A 24,997-nucleotide genomic window follows, 5' to 3' on the forward strand; every position below is an offset into this window, starting at 1 on the left:
TAAGGATGGTGTACGATGGCACAAGCAATGAATGCCTTGATTAAAGGCTTGAACGAAGAACAACGAAATGCAGTGACCCATACAGAAGGACCTTTACTAATTATGGCTGGGGCAGGAAGTGGGAAGACTCGCGTTCTGACGCACCGGATTGCCTATTTATTAAGTGAAAAAGATGTAGCTCCCCGAAATATTCTTGCGATTACCTTTACGAATAAAGCTGCCCGTGAAATGAAGGATCGTGTAGAATCTCTAGTCGGAAAAGATGGAGAAAAGATCTGGATGTCCACCTTCCACTCCATGTGTGTAAGGATCTTAAGACGTGACATCGACCGGATCGGTTATGACCGGAACTTTTCAATCCTGGATTCGAGTGACCAGCTGTCTGTGATCAAGCAGGTATTGAAAGAATTTAATCTTGATCCAAAACGGTGGGATCCAAGAGCGATGCTCGGGGCGATCAGTAACTCGAAAAACGAACTGATGACGCCGGAAGACTATGAACAGAAAGCCGGCAGCATGCATGAGGAGCAGATTGCCAAGATTTATAAAGGCTATCAGAAGAAGCTTCGCAAAAATCAGTCGCTCGATTTTGATGATTTGATTATGCAGACCTTGTCTTTATTTGACCGCGTACCGGAAGTGCTGGAATATTACCAGCGCAGGTTCCAGTATATCCACGTCGATGAGTATCAGGATACGAACCATGCCCAGTATCAACTGGTGAAACAACTTGCAAGCCGATATAAGAATCTGTGCGTGGTAGGGGATTCCGACCAGTCCATTTATGCCTGGCGCGGAGCGGATATTCAGAACATCCTTAATTTTGAGAGTGATTATCCGAATGCCCGTACGATTCTGCTTGAACAGAACTACCGCTCGACTGAACTGATTCTGAACGCAGCGAACAATGTGATTGATAATAACAGCGGACGCAAGCCGAAGCGACTTTGGACGGATAATAACGGCGGAGATAAAATCCATTACCATCAGGCGAATACCGAGCGTGAGGAAGCCTTGTTTGTGACAGATAAAATTGAGGATCTCATCAGACAGGGACGCTTTCAATATAAAGATGCAGCTATTCTATACCGTACCAACGCCCAGTCCCGTACCATTGAGGAGACCTTCGTAAAAGCCGGGGTACCTTACCAGATGATCGGCGGCACGAAGTTCTACGATCGTAAAGAAATCAAGGACATGCTGGCTTATCTGCGTCTAATCGCGAATCCGAATGATGACCTTAGTTTCCAGCGTGTGGTCAATGAACCGAAGCGCGGCGTCGGGAAGACGAGTATGGATAAGATGATGGCTTACGCGACTGACCATGACATTTCTTTATATGAAGCGGCAGCGGAAGTCGATTTCGTTGGCGTCAGTGCAAAAGCAGCTAAAGCGATCATGGCCTTCCGTAAAATGATTCAGAACTGGACCCAGCAGCAGGAATTTCTGTCGGCCACCGATATGGTCCAGGATGTCATTACCAAAACGGGATATGAAGAAATGCTGAAGAATGAGAAAAGTATAGAGGCACAAAGCCGTCTTGAGAATATAGAAGAGTTCAAATCGGTCACGAAGAACTTTGAAGAAAACAGTGAAGATAAGACACTAATTGCCTTTTTAACAGATCTTGCTCTGATTGCGGATATCGATTCCATGAATGAAGACCCTAGTAGTGATGACACGGTTACGCTGATGACGCTTCACTCCGCCAAGGGACTTGAATTCCCGCTCGTATTCCTCATAGGGATGGAAGAGAATGTATTTCCGCACAGCCGCGCCCTGATGGAAGAATCGGAAATGGAAGAAGAGCGCCGTCTCGCTTATGTAGGCATTACCAGAGCAGAGAAACAGCTATTCATTACCCATGCGAAAATGCGTACGTTATACGGCCGTACGAATATGAATCCGATCAGCCGTTTTATCAATGAAATCCCAGAGGACCTGGTAGAAGGTAAAGAACAGCCGGAAGAGCTGCCATTCTTTAATAAAAAACGCGAGCCTGCAGGAGCACAGGGCCCTGCACCGCAGCCGAAGAAGCGGGCAGCGAAGAAAACGCAGCCGAAAGAATCTACAGGCGGGGAGAAGATTACCTGGAACCCTGGTGATAAAGCTGCCCATAAAAAGTGGGGCGAAGGGACCGTCGTAAATGTACAGGGTGAAGGAGATGCAATGGAGCTTGATATTGCTTTTCCAGCCCCAACCGGTATTAAGCGACTACTCGCCCGGTATGCACCGATTACGAAAGCGTAAGGAAGTGGATGGTTATGAACGCAGATGAAGCAAAGAAAAAAATAGATTCCCTAAGAGAAGAACTAGAACAATACCGCCATGAATATCATACGCTCGATGCTCCAAGCGTTCCTGACTACGAATATGATCAGAAAATGCAGGAACTGATAGAGCTTGAGGAGGAGTTTCCTGATTTACAAACGGCCGACTCCCCTTCTCAGCGTGTCGGCGGTGCGCCGCTCGATGCATTTGTAAAAGTGCAGCACGACGTGCCGATGCTGAGTCTTGGGAATGCATTTGACGACCAGGAACTGCGCGATTTCGACCGACGGGTGCGCGGGGGAACTGATGAAGGTGTGAGTTATGTTTGTGAATTAAAAATTGACGGTCTTGCCGTTTCCCTCCGTTACGAGGATGGTGTGTTTGTCCGGGGAGCCACCCGAGGCGACGGGACGACCGGTGAAGATATTACAAAAAATCTCCGCACGATTCGGAATATACCACTCAGGCTGAAGGAGCCGGAGACGCTTGAAGTCCGAGGCGAAGCGTATATGCCGAAGCAATCCTTCAATTCTTTGAACGAAGCACGTGCAGAACGTGGGGATGAACCTTTTGCCAATCCGAGAAACGCAGCGGCGGGCTCCCTGCGCCAGCTTGATCCGAAAATTGCGGCGAAGCGTAATCTGGATATTTTTCTTTACGGAATTGGCCAATGGCAGAATGAGTCCTCCGAAGCCCATAGTGAACGTCTAGAGCAAATGGAGAAGCTCGGGCTTAAAACGAATCCAGAATGGAAAAAGTGTAACGATATTGAGGAAGTAATCGCCTATGTTCATAGCTGGGTAGAAAAACGCCAGGACCTCGATTATGAAATTGACGGTATCGTCATTAAGGTTGACCGTCTTGATCAGCAGGACACGCTTGGCTTTACCGCGAAAAGCCCACGCTGGGCAACGGCTTATAAGTTCCCGGCTGAAGAAGCGATCACAACTCTTAAAGATATTGAACTGAGTGTCGGCCGTACTGGAGTGGTGACGCCTACCGCGATTTTAGAACCGGTCAAAGTAGCGGGCACAACGGTTCAGCGCGCCTCTCTTCACAATGAGGACTTAATACGTGAGCGGGATATTCGGATCGGAGACACCGTGGTGATTAAAAAAGCCGGCGACATCATACCAGAAGTGGTTCGTGTTGTTGAGGATGAGCGTAGTGGTGAAGAGGAACCGTACCATATGCCGGAATTCTGCCCGGAATGCGAAAGCAAGCTCGTTCGTTTAGAAGAGGAAGTCGCCTTGCGCTGCATTAATCCGAACTGTCCGGCTCAGCTCAGGGAGGCCCTCATCCACTTCGTATCCCGTAATGCGATGGATATTGAAGGCCTTGGAGAGAAAGTCATCGCCCAGCTGTTTAGAGAAAAGCTTATTCATACGATCGCAGACCTGTATAAGCTGGAACGCGAAGAACTGCTGAAGCTCGAACGCATGGGTGAAAAATCGGTCCAGAACTTATTAAATTCCATTGAAATCTCCAAGGAAAATTCAATGGAACGCTTGTTATTTGGGCTGGGTGTCCGCTATGTGGGCACAAAAGCGGCCAATACACTTTCGCAGGAATTCGGACATATGGATGATTTAGCAGCGGCTGATGCGGAAGCGCTCGAAGGCATTCCAGAAATCGGCGAAAAAATGGCGGACTCGATCGCAAGATATTTTGATAAACCTCAGGTCATCCAGTTACTGGAAGAATTAAAGCAGCTGGGGATTAATATGGCGTACAAAGGAGCAAGGAAGCAGGAAGCACCTGCGGACTCTCCATTTGCGGATAAAACGATTGTCATTACAGGAAAGATGGAAGAATACAAACGCTCGGATATGAAAGGTATTGTGGAAGAGCTGGGTGGAAACGTCACGGGAAGTGTCAGTAAAAAGACGGATATCCTGATTGCTGGAGAAGATGCCGGTTCGAAATACACGAAAGCACAAGAGCTGGGCGTGGAGATATGGAACGAAGAGCAGTTTAAGCAAGCGGTACCTCAGCCGGAGTAAAACAGACAGGCGCCACTCCTCTAATGTAAACGAGTGGAGCTTTGGGGACAGGCAGGAAAGCCCGGCACAATTCACGGAAGATCATCGTTTCACGTAAATACATGGGGAGTGGGATACATGAGGAAGTGGCACGCACTGTTGGTTGGTTCATTGCTTTTGGTTAGCGCGTGTACGCCAGTGTTTGATAATAAGGATGAAGTTATACAGGAAACAAAAGATAAAGACAGCAATCAGGCATCGATCGTTCCGAATCATAGCATATCGGAAGAAACGTACCGCATGATTTTATCCGAAGACCGTTCGAAAGTATCAAAAGCCCGGTCGGTCACGGTAAATCAGATGGGAAACCGGATGGACATCTCCGAGTTTGAACAAGGCCTCAGGCGGCATTCTAAGGAATACTATGATCCGGAGGAATACTTTTTTCAGCCTGGACAGTTTCTAAACGGAGATACGCTGCTTGAAGAATGGCTGTCGAGATATGCAGAGGGAGAAAACGAAGACGGATTAAATCCGGAGCTTGATGAAGGCGAGGCGACAGTGGAGCAGTTCCGTAAAAACCCTAAATATATTTCGAACATTGTCGAGCAGGATTACCTCATTAAAAAAGATGACGATGTCGTGGAATTGAAAGGGTTAACCATAGGCATTTCCTTGCGCACAGTTTATAACTTCACAGCTGAAGGAAGGAGTTATAAAGAAGATCATTCTACTGAAAAGCTATTGGAAAAAGGAAAAGAATATGCCGGAACGATTCTAGAGCGACTCAGAGAACGAGACGAGCTGAAGAATGTGCCGATCGTGTTTGCCCTTTATGAAGAGGAAGAAGCGAGTTCCAAAATTCCTGGTCAATTTATTAGCAAAACCATGGTGAAAGGCTCTTCTTCATCAATTGGTGACTGGAAAGACATTAATGAAAAACACGTCCTTTTCCCTTCGAAGGAAGCGGAGAATGACTACTTTGAAGATTCGCAGATTTTTTCTGATTTCCGAGAAGAAGTATCCGATTACTTCCCGAACTTCGTAGGAATGATTGCCAACGGATTTTATGTGGATAATGAACTTCAGCAAGTGTCTATTGATATTCCGATCCAGTTCCGCTCCCAGTCAGAAGTTGTCGGATTCACTCAGTATGTGTACGGTCTTGTGGTCGAGATGTTCCCGGACCACTATGATGTAGAAGTAAAAATTAACAGTATGGATCAACAGGAAAGCCTCATTGTCCAGCAGGCGGGCAAAGAGGAACCTTTCGTTCATATCTATGAATAATTATCTTGGGCCGCGTGGATGCTAAACATCGACGTGGCTTTTTTATATTTAGAGATCTGCAAATTTCGAGCAAATTCGATTTACTATACTTATATGAACGAAATTTTGCTGTATGAAGAGTTGTATTTAGTTTAAGTATTTAAATTAAGTTAAATCAGATTATTTGCGATTATTTGATTTGTGGAAGAGGAGAAGTTGCGGTAAAATAAGCTTTGGAAAAGCCGTGGTAATTTTCAAAAAATTACTCGGCGTCTGTATGTATTTATTCCTTTAGGAGGCGGGTAACCATGGTGGTCCCTTACAAACATGAACCATTTACCGATTTCAGTATTGAAGAAAACCGTAGAGCACTTGAATCTGCTATTAAGCAGGTGGAAGCAGAGTTAGGAAAGACGTACCCTTTGATTATCGGCGGCGAACGGATTATGACCGATGACAAAATAGAAGTGGTGAATCCAGCAGATAAGAAAGAAGTGATTGGATACGTCGCAAAAGCGAACCAGGATCTCGCAGAAAAAGCGCATAGAATTGCAGACGAGACCTTTAGCTGGTGGCGCAAAACAAAAGCTTCGTTCCGTGCTGACATCTTATTCCGTGCCGCAGCCATTGTCCGCCGGCGTAAACATGAATTTACAGCTCATCTTGTTAAAGAAGGCGGAAAGCCCTGGAAAGAAGCAGACGCCGATACAGCGGAAGCTATTGACTTTATGGAGTTCTATGCCCGTCAGATGCTCGATATTGATAAAGGCGTAGAAATAAATTCCCGTCCGATCGAAAATAACCGATTCCATTACATCCCGCTTGGCGTAGGCGTGGTTATTTCTCCGTGGAACTTTTTGTTTGCGATCATGTGCGGTACGACGACAGCAGCCATGGTCTCCGGCAACACGGTTTTACTCAAACCAGCAAGCTCCACACCTATTATTGCTTATAAAATGATGGAGGTGCTTGAGGAAGCCGGTCTTCCCGCCGGAGTCATCAATTACATCCCCGGCAGTGGAAAAGAAGTGGGCGATTATCTTGTTGACCACCCTCGGACTCGATTTATCAGTTTCACTGGATCTCGTGAAGTCGGTACCCGGATCTTCGAACGCGCGGCCAAAGTGCATGAAGGTCAAAAGTGGCTGAAGCGCACCATTATCGAAATGGGCGGAAAAGATACAATTATCGTTGATAAAGATTCCGATTTGGAACTGGCCGCTGACGCCATTACTTATTCTGCTTTTGGCTTTTCCGGTCAAAAATGTTCAGCATGTTCCCGTGTGGTGGCCCATGAGGCTGTGTACGATGAACTGCTCGATCGTGTTGTTCAGAAAACAAAGAATGAAGTAAGTCATGGTAACCCTGCAGATAACCGCTCTTACATGGGGCCTGTCATCGATCAGGGGGCTTATGACAAGATTCTCAACTATATTGAGATCGGCAAAAAAGAAGGGAAACTGATGGCGGGAGGAAAAGGCGATGACAGTAAAGGCTGGTTCATTGAGCCAACCGTCTTCGCAGATCTTGATCCTGACAGTACGATTATGCAGGAAGAAATCTTTGGTCCTGTGTTAGGGTTTATGAAAGCTTCTTCTTTTGATGAAGCATTGGAAATTGCCAACAACACAGATTATGGGCTTACCGGTGCTGTCATTACCAATAACCGTCAGCACATTGAGAAGGCGAGAGAAGATTTCCACGTTGGAAACTTATACTTTAACCGCGGATGCACGGCTGCGATTGTCGGCTACCATCCATTTGGAGGCTTTAACATGTCCGGCACCGACTCCAAAGCTGGTGGACCTGACTACCTGTATCACCATATGCAAGGAAAAACCACATCTGAAATGCTGTAAATCATAATTAAACCCATTCTCTGCAATAAAAAAAGCAGAGAATGGGTTTTTTTTAGAAAATGGAGCATACTACATGTAGCTGCAAAATAAGAAGAAAAAGATAAAAAATGGTAAAGTGACCAATAAGAATTAAAAAAATTTAATGAATGTTTATAGTGAATTCCTCGAATATGTGTATATAAATACAGTATTTGTGCATATAAATCCACGATCGATAATATGTCTCAATTTTTGCAATGTTCTTGTAATTATACTATGATATAGTTGTACTTGTGTTTGACTTTTGAGACTTCTATGACATATGTATCACAAGTAAAAACTAGTGCATAGGAGTGCATATTACGACATACAGGAGGTGAAAATGTGTTTGAACTAGCGACTGCAGCTGCTTCATATTCCATTTCAGGGGCAACCTGGTTCTGGTTGTTTGTCCCTATGCCTATCTTAATTATCTTATCCATTATTACATTATTTACTGAGAGGAGCGACTAAAAAAACATGAGTACAGCAACGTTAATAACGTTTATTATTTATCTAATTGGTATGCTAGGTATCGGTTTTGCCGCATATCGTTTAACAAGTGATTTATCTGACTATGTATTGGGCGGCCGCCGTCTCGGTCCAGGAGTAGCCGCACTTAGTGCCGGTGCCTCCGACATGAGTGGCTGGTTGCTATTAGGTCTTCCAGGTGCTATTTACGCATCCGGTTTATCTGAAGCGTGGATTGGTGTAGGTCTCGCTATTGGTGCTTATCTAAACTGGCAGTTTGTTGCCCGCCGCCTGCGTGTCTTTACAGAAGTGGCGAACGATTCCATTACGGTACCGGACTATCTTGAGAACCGTTTCCGTGATAAATCCCACATTCTGCGTGTTATTTCCGCAGCCGTTATTTTATTATTCTTCACATTCTACACCTCTTCCGGTATGGTTGCCGGCGCGAAGCTGTTCGAAGCTTCCTTTGCATTAAGCTATACACAAGCTCTTTGGCTCGGAGCTATTGTAACGATATCATATACTTTCCTTGGAGGATTCCTGGCCGTAAGCTGGACAGACTTTGTTCAGGGTATCCTTATGTTCCTGGCTCTAATTGCTGTGCCAATTGTAGCTATCTCTGAACTTGGCGGCTGGAACAACGCTGTCGATGCTGTTGGTCAAATCGACCCGGCTCACTTGAACATGGTACAGGGTGTAGGCGCATTAGCTATTATTTCATCTCTGGCCTGGGGTCTTGGTTATTTCGGGCAGCCTCACATTCTTGTACGTTTCATGGCCCTTCGTTCACCTAAAGATGTTCCGAAAGCCCGCTTTATCGGTGTAGGCTGGATGGTTCTAGGTCTTTACGGGGCGATCTTCACAGGTCTTGTAGGACTTGCTTACATTAACACAGCGGATATTAGTGATTTAAGCACGTTCAATGCAGAAGTTATGAGTGAAGGCGGCGTACAGATGCTTGCCGATGCTGAGAAGATCTTCATTACCTTCTCACAAATTCTGTTCCACCCTGTCATCGCAGGTATCCTGCTTGCAGCGATCCTATCTGCTATTATGAGTACGATTGACTCTCAGCTGCTTGTATCTTCTTCTGCTCTTGCAGAGGACTTCTATAAAGCGCTGTTCCGTCCAAACGCAACTGAGCGTGAGCTTGTATGGGTTGGACGTGTTGCGGTTGCCGGTATCGCCTTAATTGCCGTATTGATTGCCGGAAACCCGGACAGTTCTGTACTTGATCTTGTATCGTATGCCTGGGCAGGGTTCGGTGCCGCATTCGGTCCGATCATCATCTTGTCCTTGTTCTGGAAAGGCATTACCCGTAACGGTGCCCTTGCCGGTATTATTGTCGGTGCGGTAACCGTTGTTGTATGGGGTGACTTCCTGAGCGGCGGTATCTTTGATCTTTATGAAATCGTACCTGGTTTCATCTTGAACTTAATTGTAGCCATTGCAGTTAGTGCTGCAGGTGAACCGCCGAAAGAAATTATTGAAGAATTTGATGAAGCAGCCCGTCGTTAATTAGATGAGTCTGCTAAAAAGATCTCCGGACTTCCGGAGATCTTTTTTTGTTTCGCTCTTTTAAAGTCTAATGTTGATTTTTAGTAAAAGACTTGTTAAAGAAAAGGGCCGGATTGGAAGACTCAGTTTCGAGACAAATCGTGGTCCGTCACTTAAAAGGTATAGGGTTGGTGGGGAAATAACTCGCTTTCCTATGGGGGAACGGTGAGCTTCCTCGCTCGTTTCACTCCCTGCGGGATCTCACCTAGTTCCTTCTCCCATGGGAGTCTCGCCATTTCCCCACCAACACAGCCACGGAAGAATAACGGACTCTTCCAGAAGAGATAATGCTCTCCTTCTAAATAGGTCCTAAATGCTTCTATAACAAGCTTGTTCACATCGTTCTAGCATGAAAATACAGTCCTCATCCCATACTTTTTTCTCACCAAGCAAACGGTGTTTTGGTGGTTTCGAGTTTCTGATCTGGATAGGTCCGGAGGGGGACGATGTAGACTCCTGTGGGATGAACATGATCGGTAAGATCCCGGAAGGCGAAGCCTGAGGAAGCTTACCACATGCCCGCGGAAAGCGAAATCGTCCCCCTCCGGACCTTCCGCTCAACAAACACCTCGAAATCAATTCTTCAAGTAATAGGAGCGTTACTTAGATATCAATCCGGAACACTGACAGAGCTTTTAATTTATATATCATAAGTGGTTACAAGTATTTTTCCGACATCATAATGAGCGGATCTCAAAAAGGTTAGTTGGACAAGCTGGGCTAAGGAAAGGTTTAATTTGAGGGAGACCGGCGCACGCTAAGACAGCCGGAGACCATTTATGTTAAGATAAGAAGGGTAAAAATAGCGCACGTTGATTCATAAGCCGTATATTTGGTATGATCATATATTATGTGAGATCGAAATGGAGGTCGCATTATGTCAAGAATTAGTAAAGACGAAGTGAAGCACGTAGCCAACCTGGCACGCCTTGCTATCTCAGAAGACGAAGCCGATACATTCACCAAACAGCTCGACGATATTATTACATACGCCGAGCAGCTGAATGAACTCGACACAGAGGGAGTAGCTCCTACCACCCACGTACTGGATCTGAAGAATGTGTTACGTAAAGACGAGCCTAAAGAATGGCTGAACAAAGAAGATGTACTTAATAACGCACCCGAGCACAAAGATGGACAATTCAAAGTGCCATCGGTACTGGAATAGGAGGTTTGATCATGTCTCTATTTGACTATACATTACGTGAGCTTCAAGAGAAGCTACATAATCAGGAAATCCGAGTAACGGATCTTGTAGACGAGTCGTATAAACGAATTGAAGAGGTAGACGGGCAAGTGAAGGCTTTCTTAACGCTAAATGAAGAAGCCGCCCGCGCCCAGGCTGCAGAACTCGATCAGCAGCGAGGCGACAGCGCCGCTAAACTGTTCGGTCTGCCAATTGGTGTGAAGGACAACATCGTAACCAAAGGTCTCCGCACCACAGCAGGAAGCCAGATTCTAAGTAATTTTAACGATCCATTGTACGATGCTACGGTCGTCAATAAGTTGAATGACGCGAAGTCCATTACCATTGGTAAACTCAACATGGACGAGTTTGCTATGGGTTCTTCTAATGAAAACTCAAGCTACGACGCGGTTCGTAACCCTTGGAATACCGATTACGTTCCAGGTGGATCAAGCGGTGGTTCAGCAGCGGCCGTTGCAGCTGGAGAAGTTCCTTATTCACTCGGTTCCGATACCGGCGGATCGATCCGTCAGCCAGCCGCTTACTGCGGAGTTGTCGGTTTGAAACCAACATATGGCCGTGTCTCCCGTTTCGGTTTAGTCGCTTTTGCTTCCTCTTTGGATCAAATCGGTCCAATCACACGCAATGTGGAAGACAACGCGTTCTTGCTGGAAACCATTGCCGGACACGACAAGATGGATTCGACATCAGCGAACGTTGAGGTTCCAAATTACAGTGAAGCTCTGACAGGTGACGTCAAAGGGTTGAAAATCGCTGTACCAAAAGAATACCTAAGTGAAGGTGTTTCTTCTGAAGTGAAGGAAGCCGTTCAAGCTGCCCTTAAGAAATATGAAGAGCTTGGAGCAACATGGGAAGAAGTATCTCTTCCGCACTCCAAATACGCTCTATCCACGTACTACTTGATCGCATCATCCGAAGCTTCTGCCAACCTGGCCCGTTTTGACGGTGTTCGTTACGGCAAGCGCGCACAAGATGCGGAAACCATGCTCGACATGTTCAAGCGCTCCCGTGCTGAAGGCTTCGGTGACGAAGTGAAGCGCCGGATCATGCTTGGAACGTTCGCGCTAAGCTCAGGGTACTACGATGCTTATTATAAAAAAGCTCAGCAGGTACGTACGCTGATTAAGAACGATTTTGAAAAAGTGTTCGCGGATTACGACGTAATTATCGGGCCGACGACGCCTACACCAGCCTTTAAAATAGGCGATAAAGTCGATGATCCGATGACGATGTATGCGAACGATATCCTGACGATCCCTGTGAACCTGGCAGGCGTGCCTGGTATTTCAATTCCATGCGGCTTCTCTTCCAATGGTCTTCCGATCGGTCTGCAAATCATCGGAAACCACTTTGATGAAAGCAGTGTGTATCGTACCGCTCATGCCTTCGAACAGGCTACTGAATTCCATAAACAACGCCCGTCCCTTGGAGGTGCGCGCTCATGAATTTTGAAACAATAATTGGCCTAGAGGTCCACGTAGAATTAAAAACGGCATCTAAAATCTTCAGCCCGTCCCCGAACATGTTCGGAGATGAGCCGAATACGAACGTAAACCCGATTGACCTCGGGTACCCGGGCGTATTGCCTGTATTGAACGAAGAAGCCGTCAACTATGCGATGAAAGCTGCTATGGCTCTAAATTGTGATATCGCGACCGACACGAAATTTGATCGTAAAAACTATTTCTATCCGGACAACCCGAAAGCGTATCAGATTTCCCAATTTGATCAGCCAATCGGGGAAAACGGCTATATTGATATTGAAGTGGATGGCGAGAAAAAACGCATCGGCATTACGCGTCTTCACATGGAGGAAGATGCCGGTAAGCTGACCCACAGTGATGATGGTTACTCCCTTGTGGACTACAACCGTCAGGGTACACCGCTTGTCGAAATCGTATCCGAGCCGGACATCCGTTCACCAAAAGAAGCCTACGCGTACCTGGAAGCTTTGAAAAATATCATCCAGTACACAGGCGTTTCTGATTGTAAAATGGAAGAAGGCTCGCTTCGTTGTGACGCCAACCTGTCGATCCGCCCGATCGGTCAGGAAGAGTTTGGTGTGAAGACCGAGCTTAAGAACTTGAACTCTTTCTCTTTCGTACAAAAAGGACTTGAGTTTGAAGAAGTGCGCCAGCAGAAAGAACTGCTTTCCGGTGGAGAAATCCTTCAGGAAACACGCCGTTATGATGAGCAGACAAAAGAAACCATTCTTATGCGTGTGAAAGAAGGTTCTGACGATTACCGTTACTTCCCCGAGCCGGATCTTGTGCCTCTGCATATTGATGAAGCCTGGAAACAGCGCATTTTCGATCAGATTCCTGAGCTTCCAGCTGCCCGTAAGAAGCGTTATATCGAAGAACTCGATCTTCCAGAATACGATGCGATGGTGCTGACCAATAACAAAGAACTATCCGACTTCTTTGAAGAAGCCATTGCTGAGGGAGCCGATATTAAACAGGCATCCAACTGGCTGATGGGCGAAGTTTCCGCTTATATGAACAAGAACTATAAAGAGCTTCATGAACTTGCCCTTACACCAGCTTCACTCGCGAAGATGATCAAGCTGATCGAAGATGGCACGATTTCATCCAAGATTGCAAAGAAAGTCTTCAGCGAACTGGTTGAAAAAGGCGGCGATCCTGAGAAGATCGTTAAAGATAAAGGACTCGTCCAAATCTCCGATGAAGGTCAGCTGACCGAAATCGTAACGACGATTCTGGATAACAATCCACAGTCCATTGAGGATTATAAAAACGGTAAAGATAAAGCGCTCGGATTCCTTGTCGGTCAAGTAATGAAAGAAACCAAAGGTCAGGCCAACCCACCGATGGTAAACAAAATTATTTTGGCTGAAATGGAGAAGCGTTAAAGCCTGCCAATAGGTTAAGCGAAAGCACGCACGGCGATTGGTGCGTGCTTTCGTATGGATGAGGAAAACCCATCATATACTATAAAAAGTGTTTTCAAATTCAGGAAAAAGAGCTATGATGTTCTATGGAACAAGCCTGGATGAGGGGGTCATACCATGAAACGTGCTCGAATAATTTATAACCCGACCTCTGGGAGAGAACTCATTCGTAAAGTCCTCCCTGATATTCTGCAGCGGTTTGAACAAACCGGCTATGAAACATCGACACATGCAACCACCTGTGCCGGGGACGCGATCGAAGCTGCAAAATACGCTGTGGATCGGGAGTTTGATGTAGTCGTTGCTGCCGGTGGTGATGGAACCATTAATGAAGTGATTAATGGTCTTGCCGAACAGGACCACAAACCGAAGCTCGGGATCATTCCAGTCGGGACAACGAACGATTTTGCACGTGCGTTAAATATACCAAGGAACATTCATAAGGCCGTTGATATCATTCTGGAAGAACACACCCAGCCACTTGATATCGGCCGCGTGAACGGTCATTATTTCATGAACATTGCAGGTGGAGGAAAGATCACCGAGGTTTCCTATGAAGTCCCAAGCAAGCTGAAAACTATGATCGGGCAGCTGGCCTATTATCTTAAAGGAATTGAAATGCTGCCTTCGATCCGTCCAACACGCGTCGAAATAGAGTATGACGGCAAATGGTATGAAGGAGAGATCATGTTATTTCTCGTTTCCAATACAAACTCCGTCGGCGGCCTGGAGAAACTGGCTCCATCGGCCCGCATGGATGATGGATTGTTCGACTTAATGATTATTGAAAAAATGAACATTGCCGAATTCGTCCGTCTCGCCACACTCGCAATTCAAGGCAACCATTTGAACCATCCGAAGTTCATTCACACCACCGCAAGCCGCGTGAAGGTGAAGACGGATGAGAAAATGCAGTTGAACATTGATGGGGAGTTCGGCGGCATGATGCCGGGAGAATTTGTGAATCTATACCGCCACTTGGATTTCTTCTTACCGAAGGATAAATTTCCAGGCGAATTAGAAGAATCGTGAAGCGCTGCTGTCCTATCCGGGGCAGCGGCGTTTTCTAATGGTTTCATGAAACAACAGGATTTGTGATAAACTACGAACACAGAGTCTAACTAGAAAAGGACGGATAAATGATGGCGAAACCAAAGCCGCCCGTACAGAAAAACCAGACCATACACCTGACGTTTGAGGATTTAACCCATGAAGGCAATGGGGTAGGGAAAGTGGATGGCTATCCGCTCTTCGTACCGTATGGTCTTCCCGGGGAAGAAGCCGAAGTAAAAGTCGTCAAAGTGAAAAAGAACTTTGGCTTCGGCAAGCTCTTGAATGTAAAAGAAGAAAGCGAAGACCGTGTTGAGCCGCCATGTGATGTGTATTACCAGTGCGGCGGCTGCCAGCTGCAGCATATGAGCTATAGCATGCAGCTTGAGATGAAGCACAACCAGGTGAAAAACGCGATGAAGAAAATCGGACACCTCCAACACGTTCCTGTCCACGAAACGATCGGAATGGCCGATCCGTGGCGCTACCGTAATAAAATTCAAATTCCCGTCGGACAGAAAGAAGACGGCCAGCTCAAGACCGGCTTTTATCAGAAGCGCAGCCACAATATTATCGATATGGATACGTGTATCATTCAGGATGAACTGAACGACCGGATGGTGGAAACCGTAAGGCGTATTGCCACGGAGCTAGGGATCTCAGCTTATGATGAAGACACCCACCGCGGTACGCTGCGTCATATTATGGTCCGCACCGGGCAGACGACAAAAGATATTATGATTGTGCTCGTAACCAAAACGAAGAACCTGCCTGAACAGGACAAGCTGATTGATGAGATCCGTGATGCTTTTCCAAGCGTGAAGTCAATCGTGCATAACGTGAACAATCAGAAGACAAATGTAATTCTCGGCAAAGAAACCAAAGTTATCTGGGGCGACGAATACATCTACGATATGATCGGCGATATTAAATTCATGATCTCACCGAAATCGTTCTATCAGGTCAACCCGACCCAGACGAAGAATCTATATGACAAAGCGCTCGAATACGCTGACCTTCGCGGAGGCGAAACCGTCATTGACGCCTACTGCGGCATCGGCACGATTTCTCTTTTCCTGGCCCAGCAAGCGAAGAAAGTGTACGGCGTCGAAGTCGTTCCCGAAGCCGTCACCGACGCGAAGAAAAATGCCCGTCTGAATAAAATGGACAACGCCGAATTTTACGTCGGACAGGCCGAAGAGCTGATGCCATGGTGGCGCAACCAGGGACTCCGTCCGGACGTGATCGTAGTCGATCCACCACGTAAAGGCTGTGATGAAGAACTGCTTAAAGCTATGCTTGATATGGAACCGGAGCGTATCGTCTATGTATCGTGTAACCCTTCAACGCTCGCGCGTGATTTACGTGTGCTTGAGGATGGAGGATATGCGACACAGGAGGTTCAGCCGGTGGATATGTTCCCGCAGACGAGTCATGTGGAGTGTGTGACGTGGCTTGAGAGAACAGATAAGTAAGACTTAAATGATATTCTTTTAGGAGGTGCTTGAATGGAAGCGAATAAAAAGTGGTTAGCCATACCTGAAAATGAAAGAAAGCAACTTATAGCAAACGTTTTTTGCCGATCCTGTAAGGATGCAGTGACCATCACAGATTTTATTATCGTGGATCATCCTATGGGTGTGATGTTAGAGGGTAAATGCAAAAACTGTGGAAGTAAGGCAGTAAGAGTAGTGGAAATGGATGAATGAAGGAAAAGCAGGGGGGCCTTGCTTTTTTTTGGTATTTGGAGTTGAATACTAATTCTTTAATTGGAAGCGCTGTCCCCATGCTTCTACAAAAGAATCGTGTTAGAGTAATACTATAAGAAGAATGAGAGTCCTTGATTACGGGTATAGATAAGAAAATCCTTGGCCTGAATCTTGACACAAGCGAACATTACATTCACTAGGAAGGGGAGTTTCTCATGGCTGATGAAAATGTAAGCAAAAATTTAATGGATGCTGCGTTTAAAAAGAAAGAGTCAGAAGAAGAACTGAAAGTAAAAGAAGAAGACAAAGCAACGGAAGGCGATATCATTACTTTCGAAAAAGATGGCCAACAGATTGAGGCTGTCGTAACTTCTGCTAGATTACAAAACTCTGTTGTTTGCGACATGACCATTATGGAGGATTTCCACGAGCGCAATTTAGAATTCGAAAAAACCGTTGTTGCTCATACAAACTACAGCATTAAAGAACGCCGTGACAGGTAAGTTAAACAATAATAATATATAAGAAAGAGGATCAGATGCTCTTTCTTTAGTGTGAGAAGGATCTGTTCTTCATCAAGGAAGCGCCGAAACCTTCCCACTGCTTAAAAAAAGCCCCACACCGAATGCCATTACGGCATCCTGGTGTGGGGTTTATTTAAATTATGCGTTATGATACGCCAAGGAATCTTTATTTGCTTTCAAATCAAAACGATCTGCATTCATAACTTTCACCCATGCATTTACGAAGTCACGCACAAATTTCTCTTTGTTGTCATCCTGTGCATAGACTTCCCCGTAGGAACGCAGGATGGAGTTTGAACCGAAGACAAGATCGACACGTGTGGCTGTGCGCACGAGCTCTCCTGTTTGACGGTCACGTCCTTCATAGGTGTTGAATTCGGTTGGATGCCATTCGATTCCCATGTCCAGCAGGTTTACGAAGAAGTCGTTCGTAAGTGTGCCGACGCGGTCTGTGAATACACCATGTTCAGTGTCGTTGTAGTTTGCGCCAAGTACGCGCATACCGCCGACGAGAACGGTCATTTCTGGTGCAGAAAGGTCTAATAGATGAGCTTTATCTACTAATAGTTCCTCTGGACTCCACGCATATTTCTTCTTCTCATAGTTACGGAATCCATCGGCCATCGGCTCAAGTACTTCAAAGCTTTCTTCATCTGTCTGTTCTTGAGTAGCATCGCCTCGTCCAGGCGCAAATGGAACGGTTACGTTCACACCGGCATCCTTGGCTGCTTTCTCAATGGCGGCACTACCGCCAAGTACAATCAAATCAGCAAGGCTGACGTTTTTATCAAGGTCATTTTGAATGTCTTGATAAACAGAGATGACGTTGGCCAGCTGCTCCGGTTCGTTTACGTCCCAGTCTTTCTGAGGGGCTAGACGGATGCGGGCACCATTCGCGCCGCCGCGCATATCGGATTTACGGAATGTGCTGGCAGAAGCCCATGCTGTTTTCACGAGCTCGCTTACAGTCAGTCCAGAGCTTAGAATTTTCTCCTTCAGGTCAGCGATTTCAGCGTCCGTTAAGGTGTAATTCACATCTGGAACTGGATCCTGCCATACTAAATCTTCATCTGGAACTTCAGGGCCTAGATATCTCGCTTTAGGTCCCATGTCGCGGTGGAGCAGTTTGAACCAGGCGCGAGCGAATTTATCGGCAAATTCATCCGGATTTTCGTGGAAACGGCGTGAAATTTTTTCATAAGTTGGATCTTCACGCAGCGCCATATCCGCTGTTGTCATAAATGTAGGAACGCGTTCAGAGGAATCCTCTGCATCTGGAGCAAGGTCCTCTTCTTTAGGGTTAACGGGAGCCCATTGATTGGCACCTGCTCGACTCTTCGTAAGTTCCCACTCGTAGCCGAATAATAGATCATAGTAACCGTTGTCCCATACCGTTGGGTTAGGAGTCCAGGCACCATCTACGCCACTCGTGATCGTGTCACGGCCTTTACCGCTGCCATGACTGCTTTGCCAGCCTAATCCCTGCGCTTCAATATCAGCTGCTTCTGGTGCTGCGCCTACATTGGCTTCTGCATCGCCAGCTCCGTGTGCTTTACCAAAGGTATGACCACCGGCGATAAGGGCAACAGTCTCTTCATCATTCATTCCCATGCGTCCAAATGTGTCGCGAATATCGCGCGCACTTGCAAGGGGATCTGGATGTCCGTTTGGTCCTTCAGGGTTTACATAGATAAGACCCATTTGAACGGCAGCAAGCGGATTTTCAAGCTCGCGGTCGCCTGAATAACGGTTGTCACCAAGCCATTCTTTTTCATTACCCCAGTAGATATCTTCTTCAGGGTGCCAGACGTCTTCACGTCCTCCGCCGAAGCCAAACGTTTTCAAGCCCATGGATTCAAGCGCCACATTACCAGTAAGGACGAGTAAGTCGGCCCATGAAATCTTGTTGCCGTATTTCTGTTTGATTGGCCACAGCAGACGGCGAGCTTTATCCAAGTTCGCATTATCGGGCCAGCTGTTAAGCGGAGCAAAACGCTGTGATCCTGTAGCTCCGCCGCCTCGTCCATCGCCTGTACGATACGTACCGGCTGCGTGCCATGACATACGTATGAATAGCGGGCCATAGTGTCCATAGTCAGCAGGCCACCAGTCCTGGCTGGTTGTCATAAGCTCTTTTAAATCCTGTTTCAAGGCATCATAATCGAGCTTTTTGAATTCTTCCGCATAATCAAAATCTTCACCCATAGGGTTGGTCTTCTTATCATGCTGATTTAATATGTGCAGATTCAGCTGGTTCGGCCACCAATCTTTATTGGTCGTACCAACTTTAGTCGTCGTAACGGCATTCTCTTCCTCCGTTTTTCCGTGCATAACCGGACACTTCTCGGGCTGATTGCTATTCATTTCGTTTTTATCCATGTATAAATTCTCCCTTCTTATGTTGGAAAAACTAATTATAATCGATCTTAGATTATAATTATAATAAATTACTACTTAAATTGAAAGCGAGATGCATAGATTCCGAAAAGATTATTTTCAATTAGGCCAAAAACCAGGGATGCGGGCGCAGCAGATTGATAATAAACTGAAGTTTATCATGGGGGAATTGAGATTCTCTTAACTCTTATTTTAACAAATTTACTGAATTGAAAGTAGATTTTATCGTTTTTAAATAGATAAGATTTCTTCTAGTGCTCAAAAGGGGGTACAAACACTCTATAGTGATTTCATTATAGGTAACCATTAAACGGCACATAAGACAGTCATGTTAGGTCAAACTAAGCTTGTTCAATTATTTAAAATAGGAGTGAGTAAATATGAGCAAGAAATCTAAATCGAAACGCAATATTCAAAAAGGAAGAGATGCTGTCCAGCCGAGTACGGGAGAAGAAAGAATTACGATAAACAAAACGAGTAAACAGATGGACGACCGCATTAAATAGAGGATTGTAACTATCACTTATGGTGAAGAGGGGATACCACAAAGACGGAACCCATCAAGTAGGGATCCGTCTTTGTGGCGATCTACATAGTTGTAAGGTTTTAAATCATGATAAAGGACTGGAATTATGTAAATACGGCAGGCTAGAAGGTAATTTTCATTCCTATATGGAAGAAAATTAAAATGTTATACTTGTTGAAGCACTATACAATAGGGTGTATGTAATATGTCTAAAGAAATGTGGGATCAAAGATTTTCCGAGCCTGATTATGCCTATGGAAGGCAGCCTAATGCTTTTATTAAAGATATGAGTGAGCGGATTCCTAAAAATAGCAAAATCGGATGCTTTGCTGAGGGAGAAGGACGTAACGGGGTTTATTTGGCCAAAATGGGACATGACGTGTCTATTCTGGATCAATCTGATCAAGGGTTGAATAAAGCACTGCAGTTAGCGAAGGAAGAAGGTGTCCGCATAGAAACGGTTCAAGGCGACTTAACCGAAATGGAGATGGAGTCGGATCAGTTTGATGCAGCCATTATGGTATTTGGTCACGTACCGAAGCAGGATCAATTGTTTCTGATGGAACAATTGATCCGTTCTGTAAAGCCGGGAGGACATATCCTTTTCGAAGTTTATTCTGAAGAGCAACTGTCTTATGGAACAGGCGGTCCAAAATCAACAGAGATGCTTTATGCCGCAGAAGATGTCCTTAGTTGGATCAAGGATTATAAATGTCTTCATTTTTATTACGGAGAGGCTGAACGAAACGAAGGAGAAAGACATAACGGGATCGGTCATGTGATTCAAGGCTTTATCCAAAAATAAATGAGCTTAAATAGTGAGGGTAAGAACTCCGGGCAGACGAGGTTCTTATCCTTTTATTATTTTTTCGCATGATGATGGTTTTGCAGGGCATTCTAGCTCTCTTCCATCTCGCCTAAACTCTCGTTATAATATAGGTAGAAGGGATGTGTGCGGTATGAAAGCTGGAAGAAATGATCCGTGTCCGTGCGGCAGCGGAAAGAAGTACAAAAAGTGCTGCGGGGATAAAAAGATAGTCAGTCTAACTGGCACAGTAGTTAAAGAAGAACTGGATCAATTATATTTTCGATTTCAGGATTATATAATGGATCACTATCCTTATCTATTAAATTTTGAGGATCCCTCTGATCATTTAGAGGAAATTAAAGTTAGCATGAGGATTGCGGATAAGACCATTTTTCAGACCAATGCTCGTGGGCAGACTGTAATACAGGAATATGTAGAGCAAGTTAAGAAAGGTATCTCTCGTCCAGCTACGCGAAAAGCATTAGAAAACTGGCCTCAATCGATTCCTGGCTTGTTTACTGTGGTTGAAAAAGGAAACGGCTTGGTTCAGAAAGTAGAGCGGGAATGGACGGAAGAAGTGTATGAGGTTGATTTCTCGGTACTAGTTGAGCCTGAAGAGGAAATAATGAACCATTATTTTGGAGTGTTGATGGACTGGGGCAATTATTATCAATTCGTTCCAACCGCGTTAGGTGTGAGTCCAAAGATGTTTTCCTCCTTTTCCGGTTATGTGAAAAAAGAATATGAAGAGAGTAATACCAAAGGGAGTATTGCAGATTTCTTTACTGCTCATTTCTCGGATTATCTGGTCGAATTTCTTCAGTACGATGTGAATGAAAACATCGCAGACAGCTGGGACGGAAGTGAGACGGAGAAAGAAGTTCTTTGGTTGTTAGATCAGAAGATTGATCCTGTGATCAAGCATCAGGATAACTATACTCATCTCCACTACCTGTGGATGTATTACTGCGATCATTATTTACCGACCATCCGTAAACCCGAAGTGTTCACTGCCACACTGGAATACTATTATAAGGATAATCCTCATTTCGGCTATTTTAAGCCTGTTACTCAAAAAGAGATTGCCCAGAAGTATGGAGTAAGTCCGAATAGTATTTCCCGGCGTGTGGAAGAAATGGATGATGCTTATTTTAACTTACTTAAAGACTATGGAGAAACGGATCAACCGTCATCTGGTCCCGCTTATTCTCAATTTACGTTCCCGAGCTGGGAAGTAGCAGCAGAACGCGCTAATTATGAGATGATCGCTAGACTTTCCAGGGAGAATTTTTCCACAAGACAAGAAGTGGAAAGCTTCATACAGGCTAATTCCCAGAAGACCTTCGTTCCAAAAACAGATGACGAAAAAGCACAACTGCTGGCTTATGATGCCTATTTGGCAGAGACCGAAGATAAAAGAAAGCAGCTGGTCGATGAAGCTCTTCGCCTATATCCAAACTCGGTGGATGCTCGTGTCCTGCAAGCTTATCTTGAAGCGGAGCCATTAAAGAAATTAAGCCTCCTCTATGAAGCATCCAACGATGCTCTCTATAACGATCTGGATTTAAATAGTGGAGAACTGTGGAATGACGTGACAGCACGGCCATTTATGAGAGCTCAAGAGCTACTGGCTTCCGTTTATGCAGAAGAAGGCGACCTGGATCGCGCGATTAAATTTTATGAAGAACTGCTCGAGTATAATAAAGCTGATAACCAGGGTATCCGGCAGGAAATCTTTCCGTTGTATATGAAGTCTGGCCGGCTTGAGAAAGCTGAAGAGCTTCTTCGAAAATACCCGGAGGATGGTACGTGGGGAGCTTACTCGGAAGCTCTGCTAACGATTGAAGAGGGCCACCCTCCGGAATTGATAGAAGATTTTCTTTCTGATGCAGAGGAAGAAAACCCATTTATCCTCTCTTATCTGGCAGGGGTGAAAACGTGGGATGAACTACCACGGACCTATCAGCCTGGTTCTGAAGAAGAAGCCATTGTCTACCATTACCGGAATGCTTCTGCCTGGAATAAACATCTGCATCATGTAACGAGATATCTAAATGAACGGTTTATATTTTCTGACTGAAAATATAAATGATAGTGGGAGTAAGAAGCTTATTTGCTTTTACCCCCTTCCGGTCTGTAATCATTCTCCCCGCGTAATTGTGCGTCAGGGGAGATTTTTTGGTTTCAATTCGTTTGTTCATCTCTAAGCAACACATGTGGCACAAAGCGAACGTAGATCAGTTCGCTAATTAGTTCTACAATGGTTTGTGTGATGACCACAGCTGCCACCATGTTCCCTATCTCTGGTAGTGAAAAGGCGAGGGGGAGCACAACTAAAGAGTTCCTGGTGGAGCTGCTGAAAATAAGGGTGCGACCTGACTTCGTGCCTAATTGAAACCATTTCGCTGCGAACTTAGATAGGAAAGGCATAATGATCATAAAAGCCACGTAAAGAGGGACAACTTTCACAACATCACTTGCATAGGCCGGTAATTTTGGTAATTGAGAAGCTGCAACTGCAAAGAGCGTGAAAGCCATAAACGGAACAGGCAGCCAGGCTGAACCACTTAAAATCTTTGCCCCTATGCGGTATCTCTTTGCTGCTAATTGGATACAGATTGCGGTGATAAGAGGAATGAAAATGAGCCCAAAAAAGGCTTCCAGGAAAGGGGAAGGATCTACGATTCCTGCTGCGCCCCTTCCCATAAACAACCATAAGTAAAAAGGTAAAAGCACTAGCTGTATGACCAGTAAAATGGGAGTAGAAGCTAACATGAGCCTCTCATCACCCTTTCCTAGCGCAGTGAAAACAATGACATAGTCAATGCACGGGGTTAATAACACAAGATAAAACCCTATCAAAAGTTCAGGGTTTTGTGGTAACAATCGAGCCAGCAGCCAGACCACGATCGGTACCATGATAAAATTGGTCGTTAATAGAGCTTTGAGAAACTTTTTATCGCCTAGTGATTCTTTCAGGGAAGTAAACGGAATTTGAGAAAACATACTATAAAGCAGTAAAGCTATAACAATTGAAATAATCGATTCCAGACTTTCTGCGGACCGTGGCATAAGGAAACCGAAACCTGCCGCTGCAATCATGAAAATAAAATAAATCCAAATTTGGTTGTTTTCAAGTTTTTCTTTAGAAAGCAGAGGAATTCTCCTTTCTTCATTTATTAGATTTGCTAAAAAATAAAAATCAACACAGAGATCGAGCGAAATCTCTGTGTTGGTTTTTGTTTGTGGCGGTAGTAGGTTTTACTCTCCAAATGCTTCCGGAAGCATCTTAAATCCATCAATCTCTGCATCTTCTTCTACTTCAATCATAATGCAGCGTTTCCCTTTGTAGTTCACCTGTCTCACATATTCCAGGTCCTGAGGGCTGATGGAAATGTTAGCGATCTTGGTGTTGATTTTGATCGATTTAGTTTTATATTTAGGAACAATACTGCTTGCTTTGAGCTCATACGTTTCGTTATCGGTAACGCGCTGGAAAGCGGTTTTCACTTTTTCAGAGTCAACTTTTTCTCCGCTCTGATTCAGAACACGCTCCACGTCCTTGTAATCAAGTCTTGGAGGTTCATCTTCTTCATTCTCTTCCACGACGCGGTTAATTTCTCCGTACACACTGGCGAGGGTGGAAGGGTTAAGCTGGTCGCCGACGACATCTTTAATAACTTCCTCGAAAACCGCCTTATCTTCTTTCGCTGTCATGATTTCTTCGCCGTTTAAGACGTCTTCAATGAAGCGGTAGTCTGGTTCATTAGCTTTACCAGAAGCGTAAAGAACGTGATTCACATCAGAAGCCCCGTCTGTGATGGTTGGGAAAAGAAATCCAGTCATCGGATTCTTGAGGTCAATGACAGGATCTACCTCAATTTTATACTTGAATTCTTTCTCCACGTAGTCGAACTGGATCTCTTTTTTAGGCTCCTGTGTCTGATTGACACTGCACAGAATAAAGGAATTGGAATAAACAGCATCCCGTTCACTTTCTTCTGCTTCGTCATTACGGCGCTTCGCCGGCTTTAAGTATTCGGCGCGGATGAAAGTGATGACGACATCCTTTTCATAAGGATTGTCCCGGATCATCTTTTCGGTCATCGTAAGCATCTGTTCCTTCCAGTCCTCGAGATTCGTGCTCAATAGCCCTTTATGTAATATAAGCTGACTATGGTCTTCGGCTTCGCGCACAAATTTCAGTTCAAATAATTTTTCATCCAGCTGCCCGGTCAGTACCTTCTTGAAATTGTTCATAAACAGTTCCTGCTGGTCCTGGTCGAGCATTTCAAATGGCTGGCTCTGGTGATGATAAATATCGGTCGTTTCCTTCATAATATATACGTTAAAAATATCTGAGATTTTCATCAGATCGTTATCCACTTTGAACTGTCTGCGGATATCTGCAATATCTTTTTTGTCCATCAATCGT

At 45.1% G+C, this 24,997-nt stretch carries 19 protein-coding genes; 16 read left to right on the forward strand and 3 right to left on the reverse strand.

What is annotated here, in order from left to right:
• The first annotated feature begins 15 nt into the window (after positions 1-15).
• From pcrA to ACTWP7_RS00325, 13 genes are all read left to right on the forward strand, one after another.
• Positions 16-2,250, forward strand: coding sequence for a DNA helicase PcrA (gene pcrA / locus ACTWP7_RS00265; protein WP_443121532.1), 2,235 nt, complete (start codon positions 16-18; stop codon positions 2,248-2,250).
• 14 nt (positions 2,251-2,264) lie between these two features.
• Positions 2,265-4,274, forward strand: a complete 2,010-nt coding sequence (gene ligA, locus ACTWP7_RS00270; RefSeq protein ID WP_443121533.1) for an NAD-dependent DNA ligase LigA — start codon at positions 2,265-2,267, stop codon at positions 4,272-4,274.
• A gap of 117 nt (positions 4,275-4,391) precedes the next feature.
• Positions 4,392-5,543 carry a CamS family sex pheromone protein gene (locus ACTWP7_RS00275; RefSeq protein ID WP_443121534.1) on the forward strand — a complete coding sequence of 384 codons (1,152 nt, stop codon included), beginning with the start codon at positions 4,392-4,394 and terminating at the stop codon, positions 5,541-5,543.
• A gap of 287 nt (positions 5,544-5,830) precedes the next feature.
• Complete coding sequence (pruA, locus tag ACTWP7_RS00280) at positions 5,831-7,381, forward strand: L-glutamate gamma-semialdehyde dehydrogenase (protein ID WP_014641886.1); 1,551 nt, start codon at positions 5,831-5,833, stop codon at positions 7,379-7,381.
• Positions 7,382-7,744: 363 nt separating this feature from the next.
• Positions 7,745-7,873 carry a hypothetical protein gene (locus ACTWP7_RS00285; protein WP_014641887.1) on the forward strand — a complete coding sequence of 43 codons (129 nt, stop codon included), beginning with the start codon at positions 7,745-7,747 and terminating at the stop codon, positions 7,871-7,873.
• 6 nt (positions 7,874-7,879) lie between these two features.
• Positions 7,880-9,391: a sodium/proline symporter PutP gene (gene putP, locus ACTWP7_RS00290; protein ID WP_443121535.1), complete on the forward strand. Its 1,512-nt coding sequence runs from the start codon at positions 7,880-7,882 to the stop codon at positions 9,389-9,391.
• 916 nt (positions 9,392-10,307) lie between these two features.
• The gene (gene gatC / locus ACTWP7_RS00295) at positions 10,308-10,598 is read left to right on the forward strand and encodes an Asp-tRNA(Asn)/Glu-tRNA(Gln) amidotransferase subunit GatC (protein ID WP_014641890.1); all 291 of its coding nucleotides are present in this window, start codon (positions 10,308-10,310) and stop codon (positions 10,596-10,598) included.
• An 11-nt stretch (positions 10,599-10,609) separates the two neighbouring features.
• Positions 10,610-12,082 (forward strand): Asp-tRNA(Asn)/Glu-tRNA(Gln) amidotransferase subunit GatA, encoded by a 1,473-nt coding sequence (gatA, locus tag ACTWP7_RS00300; protein ID WP_443121536.1) that lies wholly within the window; start codon positions 10,610-10,612, stop codon positions 12,080-12,082.
• Positions 12,079-13,509 (forward strand): Asp-tRNA(Asn)/Glu-tRNA(Gln) amidotransferase subunit GatB, encoded by a 1,431-nt coding sequence (gatB, locus tag ACTWP7_RS00305; RefSeq protein ID WP_443121537.1) that lies wholly within the window; start codon positions 12,079-12,081, stop codon positions 13,507-13,509. The genes gatA and gatB overlap by 4 nt, the downstream gene beginning before the upstream one ends.
• Positions 13,510-13,665: 156 nt before the next feature.
• On the forward strand, positions 13,666-14,580 hold the full coding sequence (locus ACTWP7_RS00310; protein WP_443121538.1) for a diacylglycerol kinase: 915 nt from the start codon (positions 13,666-13,668) through the stop codon (positions 14,578-14,580).
• Between the two features lie 110 nt (positions 14,581-14,690).
• Complete coding sequence (gene rlmD, locus ACTWP7_RS00315; RefSeq protein ID WP_443121539.1) at positions 14,691-16,073, forward strand: 23S rRNA (uracil(1939)-C(5))-methyltransferase RlmD; 1,383 nt, start codon at positions 14,691-14,693, stop codon at positions 16,071-16,073.
• 33 nt (positions 16,074-16,106) lie between these two features.
• A complete protein-coding gene (locus tag ACTWP7_RS00320) occupies positions 16,107-16,307 on the forward strand; it encodes a hypothetical protein (RefSeq protein WP_443121540.1) in 201 nt (66 codons plus the stop codon).
• Positions 16,308-16,522: 215 nt separating this feature from the next.
• Positions 16,523-16,810, forward strand: coding sequence for a YkvS family protein (locus tag ACTWP7_RS00325; protein WP_443121541.1), 288 nt, complete (start codon positions 16,523-16,525; stop codon positions 16,808-16,810).
• Positions 16,811-16,969: 159 nt separating this feature from the next.
• On the opposite strand, the gene katG is transcribed toward ACTWP7_RS00325, so the two are convergent.
• Positions 16,970-19,210, reverse strand: a complete 2,241-nt coding sequence (gene katG / locus ACTWP7_RS00330) for a catalase/peroxidase HPI (protein ID WP_443121542.1) — start codon at positions 19,208-19,210, stop codon at positions 16,970-16,972.
• A gap of 398 nt (positions 19,211-19,608) precedes the next feature.
• Between katG and ACTWP7_RS00335 the strand changes: the two genes are divergently transcribed.
• From ACTWP7_RS00335 to ACTWP7_RS00345, 3 genes are all read left to right on the forward strand, one after another.
• The gene (locus tag ACTWP7_RS00335) at positions 19,609-19,734 is read left to right on the forward strand and encodes a hypothetical protein (protein ID WP_263622350.1); all 126 of its coding nucleotides are present in this window, start codon (positions 19,609-19,611) and stop codon (positions 19,732-19,734) included.
• 225 nt (positions 19,735-19,959) lie between these two features.
• Positions 19,960-20,559, forward strand: coding sequence for a class I SAM-dependent methyltransferase (locus tag ACTWP7_RS00340; protein ID WP_443121543.1), 600 nt, complete (start codon positions 19,960-19,962; stop codon positions 20,557-20,559).
• A 154-nt stretch (positions 20,560-20,713) separates the two neighbouring features.
• Positions 20,714-22,642: an SEC-C metal-binding domain-containing protein gene (locus ACTWP7_RS00345; RefSeq protein ID WP_443121544.1), complete on the forward strand. Its 1,929-nt coding sequence runs from the start codon at positions 20,714-20,716 to the stop codon at positions 22,640-22,642.
• A 104-nt stretch (positions 22,643-22,746) separates the two neighbouring features.
• Here ACTWP7_RS00345 and ACTWP7_RS00350 read toward each other — a convergent pair whose 3' ends face one another.
• Complete coding sequence (locus ACTWP7_RS00350; RefSeq protein ID WP_443121864.1) at positions 22,747-23,718, reverse strand: arsenic resistance protein; 972 nt, start codon at positions 23,716-23,718, stop codon at positions 22,747-22,749.
• Positions 23,719-23,823: 105 nt separating this feature from the next.
• Positions 23,824-24,990 (reverse strand): DUF4317 domain-containing protein, encoded by a 1,167-nt coding sequence (locus tag ACTWP7_RS00355; RefSeq protein ID WP_443121545.1) that lies wholly within the window; start codon positions 24,988-24,990, stop codon positions 23,824-23,826.
• Positions 24,991-24,997 lie beyond the last annotated feature (7 nt).

The organism is Halobacillus sp. B29, from assembly GCF_052246755.1.
Lineage (GTDB): Bacteria > Bacillota > Bacilli > Bacillales > Halobacillaceae > Halobacillus > Halobacillus halophilus.

Coding starts and splice junctions, on each gene's coding strand:
- pcrA (WP_443121532.1), top strand. CDS start 16: ATGGCACAAGCAATGAATGCCTTGATTAAAGGCTTGAACGAAGAACAA.
- ligA (WP_443121533.1), top strand. CDS start 2,265: ATGAACGCAGATGAAGCAAAGAAAAAAATAGATTCCCTAAGAGAAGAA.
- ACTWP7_RS00275 (WP_443121534.1), top strand. CDS start 4,392: ATGAGGAAGTGGCACGCACTGTTGGTTGGTTCATTGCTTTTGGTTAGC.
- pruA (WP_014641886.1), top strand. CDS start 5,831: ATGGTGGTCCCTTACAAACATGAACCATTTACCGATTTCAGTATTGAA.
- putP (WP_443121535.1), top strand. CDS start 7,880: ATGAGTACAGCAACGTTAATAACGTTTATTATTTATCTAATTGGTATG.
- gatC (WP_014641890.1), top strand. CDS start 10,308: ATGTCAAGAATTAGTAAAGACGAAGTGAAGCACGTAGCCAACCTGGCA.
- gatA (WP_443121536.1), top strand. CDS start 10,610: ATGTCTCTATTTGACTATACATTACGTGAGCTTCAAGAGAAGCTACAT.
- gatB (WP_443121537.1), top strand. CDS start 12,079: ATGAATTTTGAAACAATAATTGGCCTAGAGGTCCACGTAGAATTAAAA.
- ACTWP7_RS00310 (WP_443121538.1), top strand. CDS start 13,666: ATGAAACGTGCTCGAATAATTTATAACCCGACCTCTGGGAGAGAACTC.
- rlmD (WP_443121539.1), top strand. CDS start 14,691: ATGGCGAAACCAAAGCCGCCCGTACAGAAAAACCAGACCATACACCTG.
- ACTWP7_RS00320 (WP_443121540.1), top strand. CDS start 16,107: ATGGAAGCGAATAAAAAGTGGTTAGCCATACCTGAAAATGAAAGAAAG.
- ACTWP7_RS00325 (WP_443121541.1), top strand. CDS start 16,523: ATGGCTGATGAAAATGTAAGCAAAAATTTAATGGATGCTGCGTTTAAA.
- katG (WP_443121542.1), bottom strand. CDS start 19,210: ATGGATAAAAACGAAATGAATAGCAATCAGCCCGAGAAGTGTCCGGTT.
- ACTWP7_RS00335 (WP_263622350.1), top strand. CDS start 19,609: ATGAGCAAGAAATCTAAATCGAAACGCAATATTCAAAAAGGAAGAGAT.
- ACTWP7_RS00340 (WP_443121543.1), top strand. CDS start 19,960: ATGTCTAAAGAAATGTGGGATCAAAGATTTTCCGAGCCTGATTATGCC.
- ACTWP7_RS00345 (WP_443121544.1), top strand. CDS start 20,714: ATGAAAGCTGGAAGAAATGATCCGTGTCCGTGCGGCAGCGGAAAGAAG.
- ACTWP7_RS00355 (WP_443121545.1), bottom strand. CDS start 24,990: ATGGACAAAAAAGATATTGCAGATATCCGCAGACAGTTCAAAGTGGAT.